This window comes from Saccharothrix obliqua (genome assembly GCF_019375475.1).
In the GTDB taxonomy this organism is placed as follows: domain Bacteria; phylum Actinomycetota; class Actinomycetes; order Mycobacteriales; family Pseudonocardiaceae; genus Actinosynnema; species Actinosynnema obliqua.
This window is the reverse complement of record NZ_JAHXGQ010000018.1, coordinates 41,680-57,910: the sequence shown is the minus strand read 5'-3', so window position 1 is coordinate 57,910 and position 16,231 is coordinate 41,680. Positions and strand designations below refer to the sequence as shown.

Genomic DNA, 16,231 nt, shown 5'->3' with positions numbered 1-16,231 from the left:
GACAGCCCGCGGGCCCGGTGGTCTGATTATTTGGTAAAGACTCTTGCCCAATAACTGGGAGGAGCGCGACGTGGCGCCGAACCGCCGAACAGTGCTGGCAGGGGTGGCGGCAGCGCCGTTGCTCCTGGCCGGGGCCGCACCCGCCACCGCGGCGGCGTGGCAGTTGAAGTGGCACCCACGGGCGTCCGAGGACGGTCTGGGCGCGTTCGAGAGCGTGGAAGACGACCGCGCGGGCTCGCATCCCGGCGTCAAGCACATCTACGTGCGTGGTTCGGACTACCGGTTCGACATGCACACCCGTGACCGCGACACGCACACCGACCGGCAGCGCAACGAGGTCGCGGGCATGAGGTCCGGTGGCGCGAACGTCGTGCTGCGCGAGGGCGAGACGTGGAAGTTCGCCTACTCCATGTTCATCCCGTCGAGCCTCAAGGCGACCAAGACCTTCACGCACATCATGCAGACCAAGATGCCGGGCAAGGGCACATCACCGGTCACGGTGATGTCGTTGCGCCGCACGGGAGGCGTGCAGACGATCGAGTTCAAGGTGTTCGAGGGCGACGTGCTGGTGGGCGCGACGGACCTCGCCCCGCTGCACGACCGGTGGATCGACACCGAGGTGGAGATCAAGGTCGGCGACGGCCGGGCCGGTCGCGTCCGCTGGGTCGTCCGCGCGGATGGGACCACCGTGCTGGACAAGGCGAAGTCGGGCGTGGACACCTGGCTCGGCGACCGGCTGCGCCCCAAGTGGGGCATCTACCGCTCGCTCGGCGACACCTCCGGTGCGCTCCAGGACTGCTACCTGCTCCTGCGCGACCTGAAGGCGTATAAGTTGGCCTGATGATCGCTGGTGGTCCGCGGTGACGCCCGAGGAAGCGGTGGCCGAGCAGGAGCGGCTGCGCCCGCTGGTGCGCACCGCGACCGACCCGGGCCTGGTGGTGCGGCACGTGGCGGGGCTGGACGTGTCCTACGCCGACGACGACCGCCTGGCCGGCGCGGTGGTGGTGCTGGACGCCGACACGCTGGAGACCGTCGACTCGGCCGTGGTGCCCGGTCGTGCCGAGTTCCCCTACCTGCCGGGGCTGTTCGCGTTCCGCGAGCTGCCGCCGCTGCTGCGCGCGCTGGAGCGGCTCACCGTCACCCCGGACCTGCTGGTGTGCGACGGGCAGGGCCTGGCGCACCCCCGGCGGTTCGGGTTGGCCTGCCACCTCGGGGTGGAGGTCGACCTGCCCAGCATCGGCGTGGCGAAGACGCCGATGGGCCGGTTCGACCCGCCCGCCGAGGTCCGTGGTTCGTCCACGGACCTCGTGCAGGACGGTGAGGTGGTCGGGCGCGCGTTGCGGACGCGTGACGGCGTGAAGCCGGTGTTCGTGTCCGTGGGGCACCGCATCGACCTTGATCGCGCGTGTGCCGAGGTGCTGCGGTTGTGCGTGACCCGGCTCCCGGAGACGACCCGTCGTGCCGACGCGCTCGGCCGCGCTCAGCTCAGGTAGGCCAGCTCCGGGTGCCGGGCCACGTACGCGTCCAGCAGGCTCCGCGCGGTGGACACCGAGTCGACCAGCGGGTGCAGCGCGAACGCCTTGAGCGCGGCGGCCCGCGTGCCCGCGAGCACCAGCCGTTCCACGGCCTTCACGGACATGACGAGTCCCGCCGCGTGATCGGGCAGCGGGCGGCCGGCGATCGGGCGCGCGCCACCGCCGTCGACCTCGCACGGCACCTCCACGACGGCGTCGGCGTCCACACAGGACAGCGTGGAGCCGTTGCGCACGTTGAGGATCAGCGTTTCGCGCGTGTCGAAGGCGATGGCGTGCATGAGCCGGAGCGCGACGTGCTCGTACCCGCCGCCGTCCAGTGAGTCGCGTTCCTGCTTCATGTAGGTCGCCTCGCGCTCCAGGCGCGTGGACTCCCAGTCGGCCTCGCCGTCGTAGAACCGCTGCTGCTGACGCAGCAGGAACGCGCCGCGGTCGTCACCGAGCGCTTCACGGGTGTCGTAGTAGTAGTGCAGGTACTCGTTGGGGATAGCACCCAACGCCTGCAACCACTCCACGCCGAACAACCGGCCCTCCTCGAACGACCCCAGCGCTTCGGGGTCGGCCAGCAGGCGGGGGAGCAGGTCCTCCCCGTCCCGGTGCACGCCCTGCAACCAGCCCAGGTGGTTGAGGCCCGAGTAGTCGAAGGTGACGTCGTCGTCGGCATCGAGCCCGAGCGCGTGCGCGACGCGTCGGCAGAGGCCCACCGGCGAGTCGCAGATGCCGATCACCCGCGGCCCGAGGTGCTCCGCCATCGCCTCGGTCACCAGCCCGGCCGGGTTGGTGAAGTTCACCGTCCACGCCTCCGGCGCGAGGCGGGCGATCCGACGGGCGATGTCCCGCGCGACCGGCACCGTCCGCAACCCGTACGCGACACCGCCCGCGCCCGCGGTCTCCTGGCCGAGCACGCCGTGCGCGTGCGCGATCCCCTCGTCCGCGGCACGCCCGGCGAGCCCGCCGACCCGGATCGCGGAGAACACGAAGTCCGCGCCGCGCAACGCCTCGTCCAGGTCGGTGGTCGCGGTCACCCGCGGGCCGCCCACCAGCACGTCCCGGATGCGGGCCAGGCGGTCCGCGGCCACGTCGTGCAGCACGAGTTCGTCCACCCACCCGGCCGCGACCAGCGCGCGGTGCACGAGCGGCACGCGGAACCCGCCACCGCCCAGGATGACCAGCCTCATGTGCCCCATCCTGCCTCTTCGAGCAGTTCGATGAACGCCGTGGCGAGCGGATCGGGCTCCTTCGCGGAGATCGCGGCCAGCACGCGGCTCACCGGCGGGTCGGTCCGCAGCGCCACCCCGTCGAACGTCTCCGGCAGCACGTTGCGGGGCACCAGCGCGGGACCCAGCCCGGCCGCCGCGAGCACGGGCACGGTCGCGGTCTGCTCGGTGCGCACCGCCGCCCACGGCTGGAACCCGCGCTCCCGGCACACCTCGGCCACGAAGTCCGCCAGCCCGTTGCCCGGCGCGGGCAGCACCCAGCCCTGGTCGGCGAACTCGCACAGGTCGACCGGTCCCTCCCGGTCCGTCCCGGCGGGCAGCACCAGGACGAACTCCTCCACGCCCAGCCGGCGGCAGTACCCCGACCACTCGAACGGCTTCGGGCCGATCCCGACGTCCGCCTGGCCGGTGGCCATGGCCTCCCGCAGCTCGTCCACGTGCCGGTGCTCGTACAGCCGGATGCGCACCTCGGGGTGCAGTGCGCGCCACTTGCGCAACAGGGGTGGCAACGCGCCGAGCGTCAGCGAGTACACGGTGGCCACGTGCAGCTCACCGCACTCCATGCCACTCGCGCGGCGGGCCGCCGTGGTGGCGCGTTCGGCGGCGGCGAGGGCGGCGCGGGCGAACGGCAGCCACGCGCGACCCGCCGGGGTGAGGCGCACGGCGCGGGGGAGGCGGTCCAGCAGCGGTGTGCCGACGCTCCGTTCGAGTGCCCGGATCTGGTGCGACAGCGCGGGTTGGGACACGTGGAGGAGTTCCGCGGCACGGGTGAAGGAGCCCTCGTCGACGACCGTCACGAGGTATTCGAACTGCCGCAGGGTCATGAACGCAGTTTATGGCGCGGTTAAGAAACATGCCTTGGACTCATGGGCTCCGGACCGCCGATGATCGACTTCATGGCGCCCCTGATGCCCCTTTCGCTGGTCGCACTCGCCATCGGCGCGTTCGCCATCGGCACCACGGAGTTCGTGATCGTCGGTCTGCTGCCCGAAGTGGCGGCGGACCTCGACGTGTCCATCCCCTCGGCCGGGCTGCTCGTGTCCGGCTACGCGTTGAGCGTCGTCATCGGCGCGCCCCTGATCACCGCCGGCGGTTCGCGCCTGCCGCGCAAGCGGTTGCTCATCGGTCTCATGGCGTTGTTCATCCTCGGCAACCTGCTGTGCGCGGTGGCGGACGGTTACGCGTTGCTGATGGTCGGGCGGGTCGTGGCGGCGTTGTGCCACGGCGCGTTCTTCGGCGTCGGCGCGGTGGTGGCCGCCGGTCTGGTCGCGCCGGAACGCCGCGCGCGGGCCATCGCGCTCATGTTCGCCGGGCTGACCTTGGCCAACGTGCTGGGCGTGCCGATGGGCACGGCCCTCGGGCAGTCGTTCGGCTGGCGCTCCACGTTCTGGGCGGTGACCGTGCTCGGCGTGCTGGCGTTGATCGGCATCGTGGCCCTTGTGCCACCGCAGGCCGCGTCCGGTGGTCTGCGTGGCGAACTGGCCGTGTTCCGACGTCCGGGCGTGTGGCTCGCGTTGGGCACCACGGCGCTCGGGTTCGGCGCGGTGTTCGCCTCGTTCACCTACATCGCGCCGATGATGACGGAGGTGGCGGGTTTCTCGCCGGGCGCGGTGACGTGGCTGCTGGTGTTGTTCGGGGTCGGGCTGTGCGTGGGCAACGTGCTCGGTGGCCGTGCGGCGGACCGCAGCCTGATGTCGAGCATGTACCTCATCCTCGCCGTGTTGGTGGTCGTGCTCGTGGTGTTCGTGTTCACCGCGCAATCCCAGTTGTTGGGAGCCGTCACGATCGCCCTGCTGGGCGTGGTCGGGTCCGCGACCGTCGCGCCGTTCCAGAGCCGTGTGCTCCAACAGGCCGAAGGCGCGGCGGCGCTCGCGTCGGCGGCGAACATCGCGGCGTTCAACCTCGGCAACGCGGCGGGCGCGTGGCTGGGCGGAGCCGTCATCGACGCCGGGTTCGGCTACACCGCGCCGAACTGGGTGGCCGCCGCGATGGCCCTGGGCGCGCTCGTGGTGGCCCTGGTGGGCGGACGGGTCGCGCGGACACCGGTCGGCACACTCGACGTCGCTGGTCAAGGGGTCGATCGTCGGTAGTCGAGTGCTGTCCACTGTGGACTGCGCGACCCCTTGACACGTCTCGTGAGGTGGGGGAAAGGTCTGCATCGACGTGTCCCGCGCATGATGGGGGAACAGCCGTGAAGGGTGTTCGGAGAGCCGCCGTGCTGGCAGCTCTGGCAACGCTGCCGCTGGGCGTGCTGCCCGCGGTGGCCTCGGCCGCGCCGGAAGGCCCGGTGTTCAAGGATGGCGAGGCGCAACCCGTCTTCAACGCCAAGGACGTGGTGCGGGAGAGCCTCTGGGTCCGCGCGCCGGTCGACAGCGACCGCGACGGCAAGGACGACGAGGTCTACACCGAGGTGGTCCGCCAGACGGCCACCGACCGGGGCCTCAAGGTGCCGGTGGTGTTCTTCAACAGCCCGTACTTCTCCGGCGGCAACGACGTGGCCAACCACAACGTCGACGTCGAGCTGTACGTCCCCAACCGGCGCGGCGGCTACGACAAGCGCGACGGCTCGCGGCTCAAGGCCCAGGCCGACGAGCGCATCGCGGCGGCCGTCGGTCCCAACGCCGGCCCCATCACCTCCGCGCGTTACGAGTCGTACTTCATCTCGCGCGGGTTCGCCATGGTCTACGCGGAGTCGCTTGGCACCGGCAAGTCCACCGGCTGCCCCACGTCCGGCGGTCGCAACGAGACCATCGGCTCCCGTTCCGTCATCGACTGGCTCAACGGTCGCACCACCGCGCGTGACGCGTCCGGTCGGACCGTGCGGGCCGGGTGGACCACGGGCAAGGTCGGCATGATGGGCGTGTCCTACAACGGCACCCTGCCGAACGCCGTGGCGTCCACGGGTGTGCAGGGGCTTGAAGCCATCGTGCCGATCGCGGCCATCTCCAGTTGGTACGACTACTACCGCGCCAACGGCGCCGTGGTCGCGCCCGGCACGTACCAGGGCGAAGATGTCGACGTGCTGGCCGAGTACGTGCACACGCGGGCGGATCGGGAGATCTGCAAGCCCGTGCTCGCCGCGCTCACCGCCGAGCAGGACCGCGTCACCGGTGACTACAGCCCGTTCTGGGACGAGCGGAACTACGTCAAGGACGCGTCGAAGGTCCGCGCGGCCGTGCTCGCCGTGCACGGGCTGAGCGACTGGAACGTGAAGACGAAGAACGTGGCGCAGTGGTACGAGGCGCTGCGGAACAACGGCGTCGAGCACAAGATCTGGCTGCACCAGTCCGGCCACACCGACCCGGACACGCTGCGGTCGGCGGAGTGGCGGCGCACCATCAACCGGTGGTTCAGCCACTACCTGTACGGCGTGGACAACGGCATCGAGAAGGAGCCGAAGTCGACCATCCAGCGCGAGGACCTGAAGACGTGGGTGGACGAGGCCGACTGGCCCGCGCCCGGCACGTCGAAGGCGAAGCTGCACCCGTGGGCGGGCGGTACGGCCAAGGGCGCGTTGCAGTCGTCCGCCGTGCCGGGGCGCCCCGTCGTGGAGTCGCTGCGCGACGACTCGTCCAAGCTCGCGGAGGACCTGGTCGACCTGCCCCGTTCCGGCAACCGGCTGTCCTACGCGACCCGTGCGTCCACGACGCCGCTGCGGTTGTCCGGCACGCCGAGCGTCGACCTGGCGATCTCGTTCGACCGGCCCGCCGCCAACGTGACCGCGTTGCTGGTGGACCGCGGGCCGGACGGCCGGAGCCACGTGATCACCCGCGGCTGGGCCGACCCGCAGAACCGCTCGGACCTGGACCGCACCAAGCCGGTCAAGCCCGGTGAGACCTACCGGCTCCGGGTCGACTTGCAGCCGCAGGACTACGTCGTGCCCGCCGGGCACTCGGTGGAGTTCGTGCTGCTGTCCAGCGACTACGACTACACGCTGCGGCCCAAGCCCGGTGCGGGCCTGTCGATCGACCTGACGTCGACGACGGTGGAACTCCCCGTGGTCGGCGGGGTGCCCGCGCTGCGCCGTTCGGTTGGTTAGGAAGTAATTCACCAACTCAATACCCGGTAAGCATTCCACTTGGCGGCTGCGCGTGGTCGGATCGGCACACCCAGTCGTCAAGGAGGCTTGCAGATGCGCCGTGTGCTGGTGACTCTCCTCGTCGCGCCGCTGGTCGGCCTCGCCCTCACCCCGGGCGAGGCCGCGGCGGCGCCGAACTTCCAGCTGCCGTTCCCGTGCAACCAGGTGTGGGAGGGGCAGACCCGGACCAACCACAGCCCCGCCAACTCGGTCGACTTCAACCGCGCCAACGACGACGGCGACCCGGTCGTCGCGTCCGCCGCGGGCACCGTGACCAGGGTCGCCAACGAGGGCGCCACCAGCTACGGCCGGTGGGTCGAGATCGACCACGGCGGCGGCTGGCGGACCCGGTACGCGCACCTGTCGGCGCAGCGGGTGAGCGTCGGGCAGGCGGTGAAGCTCGGGCAGCTGATCGGCAACGTCGGCACCACCGGCGGGTCGACCGGACCCCACCTGCACTACGAGCAGCGGCTCAACGGCGCCGACCAGAAGGCCAAGTTCAACGGCGTGCAGGCGTACTACTGGGGCACGCGCGGCTACACGAGCAAGAACTCGTGCGGCACCGGCGTCACGGGCACGGTGGGAACCGACAGCGGAGCCCCGGTAACCATCCGCTCGGGTCCCTCCACCAGCAAGTCGGCGGTCGGCTCGGTGGCGAGCGGAGCCTCGGTGACCATCCGCTGCCAGGTCAAGGGCGAGACCATCACCGGCAAGTACGGCACCACCGACCTGTGGGACAACATCGGCTCGGGCTACGTGTCGGACGCGTACGTCTACACCGGCTCCGACGGCCAGGTGGCCCCCGCCTGCTGACTCCCGCTCTCGCGGACGTCCCGCTCCCTGCCCCTCGCGCCCTTCGCTCCCTCGCGCCCCTCCGGCCTTCCAGCTCCCGCCCCCTTCCTGCTCCCGCTCCAGCGCGCCCTTCCCGCGCGGTCCCGCCCCTGCGCCCTTCCCGCGCGGTCCCGCTCCCGTTCCGCCCTCGCGCCCCTCCCTCACCCTCCGCGCACGCCTGCGACTCCCTCTCGCGCTCGCTCCAGCTCTCGCGCTCGCTCCAGCTCTCCCGCTCGCTCCTACGCTCCCTTCCGCTCTCCTACGCACCTCCTCTCGATGGCTATGGCTCCCTCTCTCGCTCTTCCAGGGCGGGGGAGGGGGCTTTTCCATTTTTCGTACACAAATGCCCGAAAAGTGTGACCACCTCCAATGAATCAACTGATCGGGTTCATCCGCTTGGCATTTCTCCTCCCGTGCCCCAAACTCAACCCATGACTCCCGCCAAACTCAGCCATCTCCGCACGCCCGGCGACGTGATCGCCTCATTGCCGTACCTGCTCGGCTTCCACCCCGAGGATTCCCTCATCCTGCTGCTGCTGGAAAGCGGAATCATCACCCAGACCCTGCGCCTGGACCTGCCACCCACGCGCAACGACCGCCGCGCGGCCGACGAACTGGCCCTGTCCCTGCGCGACCGGCCCGAGGCGCACACGATTGCCCTGGTGGTCGGCGGCGGCAGCGGGGACCCACCCGAACACCTCCCCAGAGAGCGCCTGGTGGCTGAGTTGGAGGCGTCCCTGAGCCACGTCGGCATCCCGGTGGCCTACGCGGCGTGGACGTCGGCAACAGCCAAGGGCGCACCGTGGCTCAGCTACCACGACCTGGTCGACCAGGGCGTAGTCCCGGACCCGATGGCCACGGCCGTGGCCGCGCAGGCCGTCGCGCACGGCCTGGTGACACACCGGGACCGTGAAGCCCTGGCCGCCACCCTGGCCCCGGACTCGGACGCGGCCCTGACGCGCCGGGCCGCCCTGCTGGACAAGGCGGCGGCCGAGGCGGAGGCGCACGACTACGCGGACCCGGCCACCGCGGCCCGCCACCACGCCCTGGTGAGAGAGCACGTGGCCACGGCCCAACACCGCACCCGACCCCTGACGGATCAGGAAGTCGTGGACCTGGCATTCGCCCTGTCGGACCTGTTGGTGAGAGACGCGAGCCTGGCCGAATCGATAGGCGAAAACGCCCGCGGCGCGGAACGCCTGTGGACCGAACTGACCAGAGCCACCCCACCCCCGGAACGAGCCGAGCCGGCCTCTCTACTGGCGTTCTCGGCCTACGTCAGAGGCGACGGGGCCTTGGCCCTACTGGCACTGGACCAAGCAGAAGAAGCAATGCCCGGCCACCGCCTATCCGTTCTCCTGCGAGCAGCACTGGAAAGCGGCATGCCCCCCACCACGGTAAGAAACCTAGCCGAAAAAGCATCCACCGCAGACTGGTTCCCCACCCCTCCCACAGCCACCTCTCCTGCGGCCACCACCCAGCCCTCTCCCACCCAGCCCTCTCCCACCCAGCCCTCTCCCACCCAGCCCTCTCCCACCCAGCCCTCTCCCACCCAGCCCTCTCCCACCCAGCCCTCTCCCACCCAGCCCTCTCCCACCCAGCCCTCTCCGGCCCGCCCGTCTCCCGCCGAACGATCCCTCACCGAGCCGCCCTCAACCGAGGCACCTCCCGCCCATCCGCTCCCCGTCCAGCCGCTCCCCTCCGAACCGTCTCCCGTTGAGCCGCCCGCCCGGCCACCCCGCACTTCATCAACCCCCGCCGCTCACCTCCCGCCCTCACCCGCCCCCGCTCCCACCTCACCCACCCTCGCCCCCACCCCCGCGCCTCTGCCTCCCACGCCCCTGCCTTCCACCCCTTCCACTCCGCACCCCGTCCCCGCCGCGCCGACCCCAGCCCCCGCTACCCCGCCCCCAACCGCTCCGCTGCCAATCTCTCCGCCTCCAACCACCCCCGAGCCTCCGCCCCTCGAAGCCTCAGCTGCCGCCCCTCCGCCCTCCGCCTCGCCCCCCGCGACTTCAATCGCCGCAACGCCTCCGGCCCCCGCCCCGGCCCCAACCGCCCCAACCCCCGCACCTTCCGCCCCCGCTCCCGCCGGCCCCGCCCCGGTCTCGGACCCGGACGCTCCCGTTTCCACCTCTGCCTCCGACCCCACCGCCGAGACCTCTGCATCCACCGCCCCGGCCCCCACCGCTCCGACTTCACCCGCGCCCACGCCGCCGACCCCCATCCCGACCTCTCACGCCGCTGACCCCGGCACCACCGCTCCGACTCCCGCCCCTCCGACTCCCGCCCCTCCGACTCCTGCCCCTCGGACTCCCGCCCCTCCGACTCCTGCCCCTCGGACTCCTGCCCCTCCGACTCCTGCCCCTCCGCCGGACGCCCCTGCCTCCACCACAAGGACTTCCAGTGCTGCCATGCCTCCGACTCCCGTACCCACCACTTCGCCTTCCCTCTCCGCCGTTCCGCCTCCCGTCGCTACAACCCCTGCCGTTCCCGCGTCTCCGCCTGCCATCCCTGCCCCTCCGCCTCCCGCCGCTCAAGCTCCCGCGGTTCCGCCCCTTCCGACTCGTACCTCTGCCCTTCCACCGCCTGACGCTCCTACCCCCACTACTCCCACGCCCCCACCTCCCACCCCGCCCGTCGAACCCGTCCCGCTTCCTGCCCCCGCCGTCACTCCTCAGCCCCTGACCGCCCCCACCACCCCACCCGCCGCTCTCACCACACCGAAGCCCGCCCCACCCGACACCTCCGCCCCACCACCGCCCACTCCGCCACCCCCAGCCGACACCGCGACTTCACCGCCCGCCGACCCCGTCTCCTCCGAACCGCAGTCCGCCTGGGACCTCTTCACTTCACCTCCACTCGCCACCTTCAGGACAGCGGTGTTCCCGCCCGCCGCTATCACGTGCAGCCCCTCGGGCGCCGCAAACCCTTGCGCCGCCACAAATCCAGCGAACCCGCCCGACCCGTCCACCCGCTGTCGGCGAAGCACTCCCCGCACACACGACAGCGCCAACCCGCCCCCGGTCGACCCCTCGTCCTAGCCCGCTCCACCCGCTGCCCCACGCCAACTCCGCCAGCCAAAGCTGCAGCCGCATCGCACGGCCCGCCGGATCCGCCCCGCGCCACCCCCTCAGCTCACGCGAGCGCGACGCTCATCAGCGTCTTCGCAGCACCACCGGCCCCCGTGGCACCCCGCCCACTCCGGTGCGCCCCTGTCCGCACCGGCTGGCCCCCGGTCCCCGCCGGCACCACCCACCGCACCCCGAATCTCCACCACGGCAGTGCGATGGCCCCCGGACCCCGCACTCGGCGAGCCGTCAGGCCCAGCGGTGAAACCCTTGCCACACAACAGGTCCGAGAGCGCCCGGACCACAACCCACCCAGCCACCCCTCACAGGGGTCGGGCCGAATTCCCCCGCCGGCCCGACCCCACCCCTACCCGGAAGGAGCCCAACACCAAGCCATCGAGCGCAAAGGAGGCCAAGCACCAACAAGGACACCCGCCACACACCCGCGCAGGGGCGGCGTGGGAGCGCGCGAATCCTGGCGGCAGACAGCAAACGGCCCCGCCGTCAGGGACTGGGGCGGGGCCGTTGGGGAGCGGGTTCAGACCAGGTCCGGGCGTTGCCAGGGTTCGCCCAGCACGTGCTCGGCCAGGAAGGAGAAGATCGTCTCGTACCAGAGCTTGGCGTTGCCCGGCGTCAGGATCCAGTGGTTCTCGGTCGGGTAGTACAGGAACTTCGCCGGCACGCCGTGGCGGACCAGATCGAAGTACAGGCGCTGGCCCTCGCCGATCGGGACCCGGTAGTCCTTGTCGCCGTGGATCACGAGCATCGGTGTCCTGATGTCCGCCACGCGCAGGTGCGGCGAGTTCGCCCGGACCTGCTCCTCCTGCCGCAGCGGGTCGCCCATCTCGCGGATCCAGTAGTACGAGTCGTCCGTGGTGCCGGTGAACGCGTCCAGGTGCCACAGCGACGCGTGCGTCACGATGGCCTTGAACCGGTCGGTCTGGGTGGCGATCCAGTTCGCCATGTAGCCACCGAACGACCCACCCATGGCGGCGGTGCGGGTTTCGTCGATGTCGTCTCGCTGGACGGTGACGTCGGTGATCGCCATGAGGTCCGTGTACGGCTTGGCACCCCAGCTACCCCAACCCGCGGCGATGAACTCCGGGCCGTACCCGGTCGACAGGGCCGGGTCGGGCAGGAGGACGGCGTAACCCCGCGCGGCCATCAGCCACGGGTTCCACCGCCAGCTCCACCCACTCCAGCTCATCACCGGGCCGCCGTGCACCCACAGGAGCAGCGGGGCGGGGCGGTCCGCGGAGGCGCCTTCGGGCAGCACCAGCCACGCCCGAACGGTGCGGCCGTCCTCGACCACCGTCTCGACCTCGGTCAGGGTGCCGGGCAGCGACTCGACCGCACCGGGGGCCTGGAGCACCAGCGGGGTCTGCTCCGGCTCCGTCGGCTCCAGCCGCACGGGGCGGGACGGCTGGTTCACGGCGTGGCGCAGGGCGTAGACGTGGTGCTCGCCGACCTGCACGTCGGTGTACGCGCCGGTGGCCGTCAGGCGGATCAGGTCGCCGGTGGCCAGGTCCAGCCGCCAGATCGGCTGGTGCCCGCGCAGGGAGCTGGTGAAGTACACGGCCGCGCCGTCCGGGCTGACCACCGGGTGCTCCGCCTCCTCGGCGAAGTCCGGTGCCAGCTCGGTCACGGTGCCGTCGAGGTCGATCCGCACGAGGGCGTTGCGCCACGGCCGCTCCGGGGTGGAGTCGTGCACGCGCACCGCGATCACGGCAGACGAGTCCGGCAGAAAGGTGACCTGCATGAACGAATGGCCTTCGACATCGGCCAGCACACGACCCGGTGAACCGTCCGTCGGAACCAGCCGCAGGCGCACGCGCGGCCCGTAGGACGGGCTCACGTCGACCCGCTCGGTGTGCACCACCCAGCGCCCGTCGGGGCTGATGGTCGCCGCGTCGTCCAGGCGCGCGGTCGCGGCGGGGCGGAGGTCGGTCAGGTCCGCCGCGTCCAGGCGGCCGTCCGGCAGGGTGCCGGTGAGCAGCCGCGAGTAGGCGGGGCCGAGGTCGGTGTCCCAGTACCGGACCGGGTACGAGTCGTAGAGGATGCCGGTGACGCCCGCGTCCTCGCGTGCCTTGCGCAGCGCCTCGTCGGCTTCGCCGAACTCGGTGGTCGGGTGCGCGCCCGCCGTCAGCAGCAGGGTGCCCGACTGCTTGGCGACCTCGACGCGCTCCACGCCGCGGCCGGGGCGGAAGACCTCGCGGGCCTCGCCGGCGGGTGGCAGGACCCACAGGGCCGTCTTGTCCTTGGCCTTGCCGCCCTCGGCGGGCTTGGCCTCCTGGTCGGGCCGCGCGGAGAGGAACAGGAGCGCGCCGTCCGGCGTGAACACCGGGTTGGACTCGCCCTTCGCGCCGTGGGTCAGCCGCCGGGCGGGCCGCTCGCCCGTCGGGTCGACCTCCCACAACGCGCCCTGCCACGTCTTGCCGTCCGGTGACAGCTCCGCCACCACCGTCACCAGCCGGGTGCCGTCCGCCGACAGCGCCAGCGAACCCAGCCGGGGTAGCGCGGCGATCGCGGAGAGGTCCGCGAAGTCGTCCGCCTGGAAAGTGCCGCTCATCGAGCCTCCTGGGACCGGGTGAACTCCCACGCGTCGCGCACGATGCCGGTCAGCTCGACCCGCTCCGGCTTCCAGCCCAGCTCGGTCCGCGCCCGCTCCGCGGACGCCACCAGCACCGCCGGGTCGCCCGACCGGCGCGGCGAAACCTCTGCCGGGATCGGGTGGCCGGTGACCTCGCGGCACGCGTCGATCACCTGGCGCACCGAGAAGCCGAGCCCGTTGCCCAGGTTGTAGATCCGGTGCTCGCCTGCCTCGGCGTGGTCGAGTGCCTTCAGGTGCGCGTCGGCCAAGTCCACCACGTGGATGTAGTCGCGGACGCAGGTGCCGTCCTCGGTGGGGTAGTCGTCGCCGTACACGGCGACCTGGTCGCGCTTGCCCTGCGCGACTTGGAGCACGATCGGGATGAGGTGCGTCTCGGTGGTGTGCCGCTCGCCGAAGCGGCCGTAGGCGCCCGCGACGTTGAAGTACCGCAGCGACACCGCCGAGATGCCGTGCGACCGGGCGTAGCCGGTGATGGCGTGGTCGATCGCGAGCTTCGTCGCACCGTAGGTGTTGGTGGGCCGGGTCGGCGCGGTCTCCGCGATCGGCACCGCGTCCGGCTCGCCGTACGTGGCGGCGGTGGACGAGAACACCAGGCGCGGCGTGCCGTGCTCCACCATGGCGTCCAGCAGCGCCAGCGCCGTGCCGACGTTGCCGTGCCAATACTTCGCCGGCTCCTGCTGCGACTCGCCGACCAGCGACTTCGCCGCGAAGTGCAGCACACCGTCGTAGCCCTCGGCGAGCACGTCGCCGATGACGTCGTTGATGTCCGCCTCGACGAGCCGGACGCCGTCGGGGACCGCGTCGGCGTGCCCGGTCGACAGGTCGTCGAGCACGACCACCTCGTGGCCGGACTCGGCCAGCCGAGCCGCGCACACGCTGCCGACGTACCCCGCACCGCCCGTGACGAGCAGCTTCACGTGTTCCCCGCTTCCGTTGAGTCGATGATCAATCGTCAGGTCAGGTCGGTTCAGGGCGGGTCAGGTGGGTGATCGGTCGTCCCGGCCGGCGCCCGCCGAGGGCACGGCCGGGAACGTCCTCGGGGCCGCCCACCCGCGTGCGGTGAAGTTGGCGAGCACCCGTTCCTCCACCGCCGCCCGCCGCTCGGCCGGCACCAGCGCGATGACGGAGCCGCCGAACCCGCCGCCGACCATGCGCGCGCCCAGCGCGCCCTCGGCCAGCGCCGAGCCGACCGCGACGTCCAGTTCCGGCACCGACACGCGGTAGTCGTCCCGCAGCGAGGCGTGCGACGCCTCCAGCAGCGGTCCCAGGTCGGCGGGCGACCCGGCGCGCAGCGCGGCCACCGCGTGCAGCACCCGGTCGTTCTCCGTCACCACGTGCCGCACCAGCGGGCGCAGGTCGTCCGGCAGCTGGTCCAGGGCTTCGGTCAACCCGTCGACGCCCACGTCGCGCAGCGCGGGCACGCCCAGCAGCTCCGCCGCGCGCTCGCACCCGGCCCGTCGCGCCGCGTAGCCGCCGTCGGTGTTGGAGTGGTGTGCCCGGGTGTCGACGACCAGCACCTCCAAGCCGTGGGCGGCGGCGTCGAACGGCACCTGCTCGGTCTCGCCGGTCCGCACGTCCAGGAACAACGCGTGCGCCTCGGTGCACAGCAGCGACGCGGTCTGGTCCAGCAGACCGGTCGGCGCGCCCACGAAGTCGTTCTCCGCCCGCTGCACCCAGCGGGCGATCAGCGGCCTGTCCTCGGGTACCCCCGCGAGGCCGAGCAGCGCCAGCGCCACCGCGCACTCCAGGGCGTGCGACGACGACAGGCCCGCGCCCACCGGCACGTCACCCGCCACCACGAGGTCCGCACCCCCGGCCACGCCCTCGCCACGCAGCACCCACGCCACGCCCGCCGGGTACGCGGCCCAGCCCGTCACCGCGCCCGGCTCCAGGTCGGCGATCGCCACCGGGTCGGCGCGGCGCAGCGCGCCGTCCTCACCGAGCGTCGCGACGGACAGCACGCCGTCGGTCCGCGGCGCGGCGGCGACCGCCGTGCGCTGGGGCAGCGCGAACGGCAGCACGAAACCGTCGTTGTAGTCGGTGTGCTCGCCGATGAGGTTCACCCGGCCGGGCGCGGACCACACACCGCGCGGCGCGGAGCCGTGCAGCTCCGCGAACGCGGTGGCGGCGCGCCGGGCCTGCGCCGCCAAGGTCACCTGGCCTGCACCAGGACGGCGTGCGCCACGGACTGGTCCAGCTCGGCCGTCGTGCCGTTGCCACGCACCTGCACGACCTTCGCCCCGGACGGCGCGCACACCTCGACCGTGCCGCCTGGCACGACGCCCACCGCCTTCAGACCCGCCATCAGGGCCGGGTCCATCTGCACGTGCTCGGCGATCCGCCGCACCTCCACCCGGCCGCCGCCGCGCCGCGCCACCTCGTCCACGCGGACCAGGCCGGCCTCGGCCGGTGGGGCCGGCTCGCCGTCGCCCAGCATGTCCAGGCCGGGGATGGGGTTGCCGTAGGGGGAGGTGGTGGGGTTGCCGAGCAGCTTCACGAGCTTGCGCTCGACGGCCTCGCTCATGACGTGCTCCCAGCGGCACGCCTCGCTGTGCACGTGCTCCCACTCCAGGCCGATCACGTCGACCAGCAGGCGTTCGGCGAGCCGGTGCTTGCGCATGACCGCCACGGCCAGGCCACGACCTTCTTCGGTCAGCTCCAGGTGCCGGTCGTCGGCCACGACGACCAGCCCGTCGCGCTCCATCCGACCCACGGTCTGGCTCACCGTCGGGCCGCTCTGCCCGAGCCGTTCGGCGATGCGGGCGCGCAGAGGGACGACGCCCTCTTCTTCCAGTTCGTAGATCGTGCGGAGGTACATCTCGGTGGTGTCGATGAGGTCGTTCACACCCGCTCCCCTTCGTGTGGTGCCAATGCTAGTCGCCCGTGGACGG

The 16,231-nt window shown here is 72.0% G+C and carries 12 protein-coding genes; 6 read left to right on the top strand and 6 right to left on the bottom strand.

From position 1 onward, the window contains the following. Window positions 1–70: 70 nt before the first annotated feature. Both KZQ38_RS34210 and KZQ38_RS34205 read left to right on the top strand, forming a co-directional pair. Window positions 71–841: a heparin lyase I family protein gene (locus KZQ38_RS34210; protein WP_308258731.1), complete on the top strand. Its 771-nt coding sequence runs from the start codon at window positions 71–73 to the stop codon at window positions 839–841. A 19-nt stretch (window positions 842–860) separates the two neighbouring features. Beyond that, on the top strand, window positions 861–1,493 hold the full coding sequence (locus tag KZQ38_RS34205; RefSeq protein WP_219448162.1) for an endonuclease V: 633 nt from the start codon (window positions 861–863) through the stop codon (window positions 1,491–1,493). On the opposite strand, the gene KZQ38_RS34200 is transcribed toward KZQ38_RS34205, so the two are convergent. Both KZQ38_RS34200 and KZQ38_RS34195 read right to left on the bottom strand, forming a co-directional pair. Continuing rightward, on the bottom strand, window positions 1,481–2,710 hold the full coding sequence (locus KZQ38_RS34200; protein ID WP_219448161.1) for a family 4 glycosyl hydrolase: 1,230 nt from the start codon (window positions 2,708–2,710) through the stop codon (window positions 1,481–1,483). The genes KZQ38_RS34205 and KZQ38_RS34200 overlap by 13 nt on opposite strands. Beyond that, window positions 2,707–3,573: a LysR family transcriptional regulator gene (locus KZQ38_RS34195; RefSeq protein WP_219448160.1), complete on the bottom strand. Its 867-nt coding sequence runs from the start codon at window positions 3,571–3,573 to the stop codon at window positions 2,707–2,709. The genes KZQ38_RS34200 and KZQ38_RS34195 overlap by 4 nt, the downstream gene beginning before the upstream one ends. An 84-nt stretch (window positions 3,574–3,657) precedes the next feature. Between KZQ38_RS34195 and KZQ38_RS34190 the strand changes: the two genes are divergently transcribed. From KZQ38_RS34190 to KZQ38_RS37560, 4 genes are all read left to right on the top strand, one after another. After that, window positions 3,658–4,839 carry an MFS transporter gene (locus KZQ38_RS34190; protein WP_219448197.1) on the top strand — a complete coding sequence of 394 codons (1,182 nt, stop codon included), beginning with the start codon at window positions 3,658–3,660 and terminating at the stop codon, window positions 4,837–4,839. A 101-nt stretch (window positions 4,840–4,940) separates the two neighbouring features. Continuing rightward, window positions 4,941–6,788, top strand: a complete 1,848-nt coding sequence (locus KZQ38_RS34185) for a Xaa-Pro dipeptidyl-peptidase (RefSeq protein ID WP_219448159.1) — start codon at window positions 4,941–4,943, stop codon at window positions 6,786–6,788. Between the two features lie 93 nt (window positions 6,789–6,881). After that, window positions 6,882–7,640 (top strand): M23 family metallopeptidase, encoded by a 759-nt coding sequence (locus KZQ38_RS34180; protein ID WP_219448158.1) that lies wholly within the window; start codon window positions 6,882–6,884, stop codon window positions 7,638–7,640. Window positions 7,641–8,089: 449 nt separating this feature from the next. After that, a complete protein-coding gene (locus KZQ38_RS37560; protein WP_372452319.1) occupies window positions 8,090–10,702 on the top strand; it encodes a DUF4192 domain-containing protein in 2,613 nt (870 codons plus the stop codon). Window positions 10,703–11,267: 565 nt separating this feature from the next. Here KZQ38_RS37560 and KZQ38_RS34170 read toward each other — a convergent pair. Genes KZQ38_RS34170 through KZQ38_RS34155 form a run of 4 tightly spaced genes read right to left on the bottom strand, consistent with a single transcriptional unit; the run spans window position 11,268 to window position 16,185 of the window. Beyond that, complete coding sequence (locus KZQ38_RS34170; protein WP_219448157.1) at window positions 11,268–13,298, bottom strand: S9 family peptidase; 2,031 nt, start codon at window positions 13,296–13,298, stop codon at window positions 11,268–11,270. Beyond that, a complete protein-coding gene (gene galE / locus KZQ38_RS34165) occupies window positions 13,295–14,257 on the bottom strand; it encodes a UDP-glucose 4-epimerase GalE (RefSeq protein WP_219448156.1) in 963 nt (320 codons plus the stop codon). The genes KZQ38_RS34170 and galE overlap by 4 nt, the downstream gene beginning before the upstream one ends. A 60-nt stretch (window positions 14,258–14,317) precedes the next feature. Beyond that, window positions 14,318–15,496 carry a galactokinase gene (gene galK, locus KZQ38_RS34160; RefSeq protein ID WP_372452318.1) on the bottom strand — a complete coding sequence of 393 codons (1,179 nt, stop codon included), beginning with the start codon at window positions 15,494–15,496 and terminating at the stop codon, window positions 14,318–14,320. Next, window positions 15,493–16,185 (bottom strand): iron-dependent transcriptional repressor DtxR, encoded by a 693-nt coding sequence (locus KZQ38_RS34155; RefSeq protein ID WP_219448155.1) that lies wholly within the window; start codon window positions 16,183–16,185, stop codon window positions 15,493–15,495. The genes galK and KZQ38_RS34155 overlap by 4 nt, the downstream gene beginning before the upstream one ends. Window positions 16,186–16,231 lie beyond the last annotated feature (46 nt).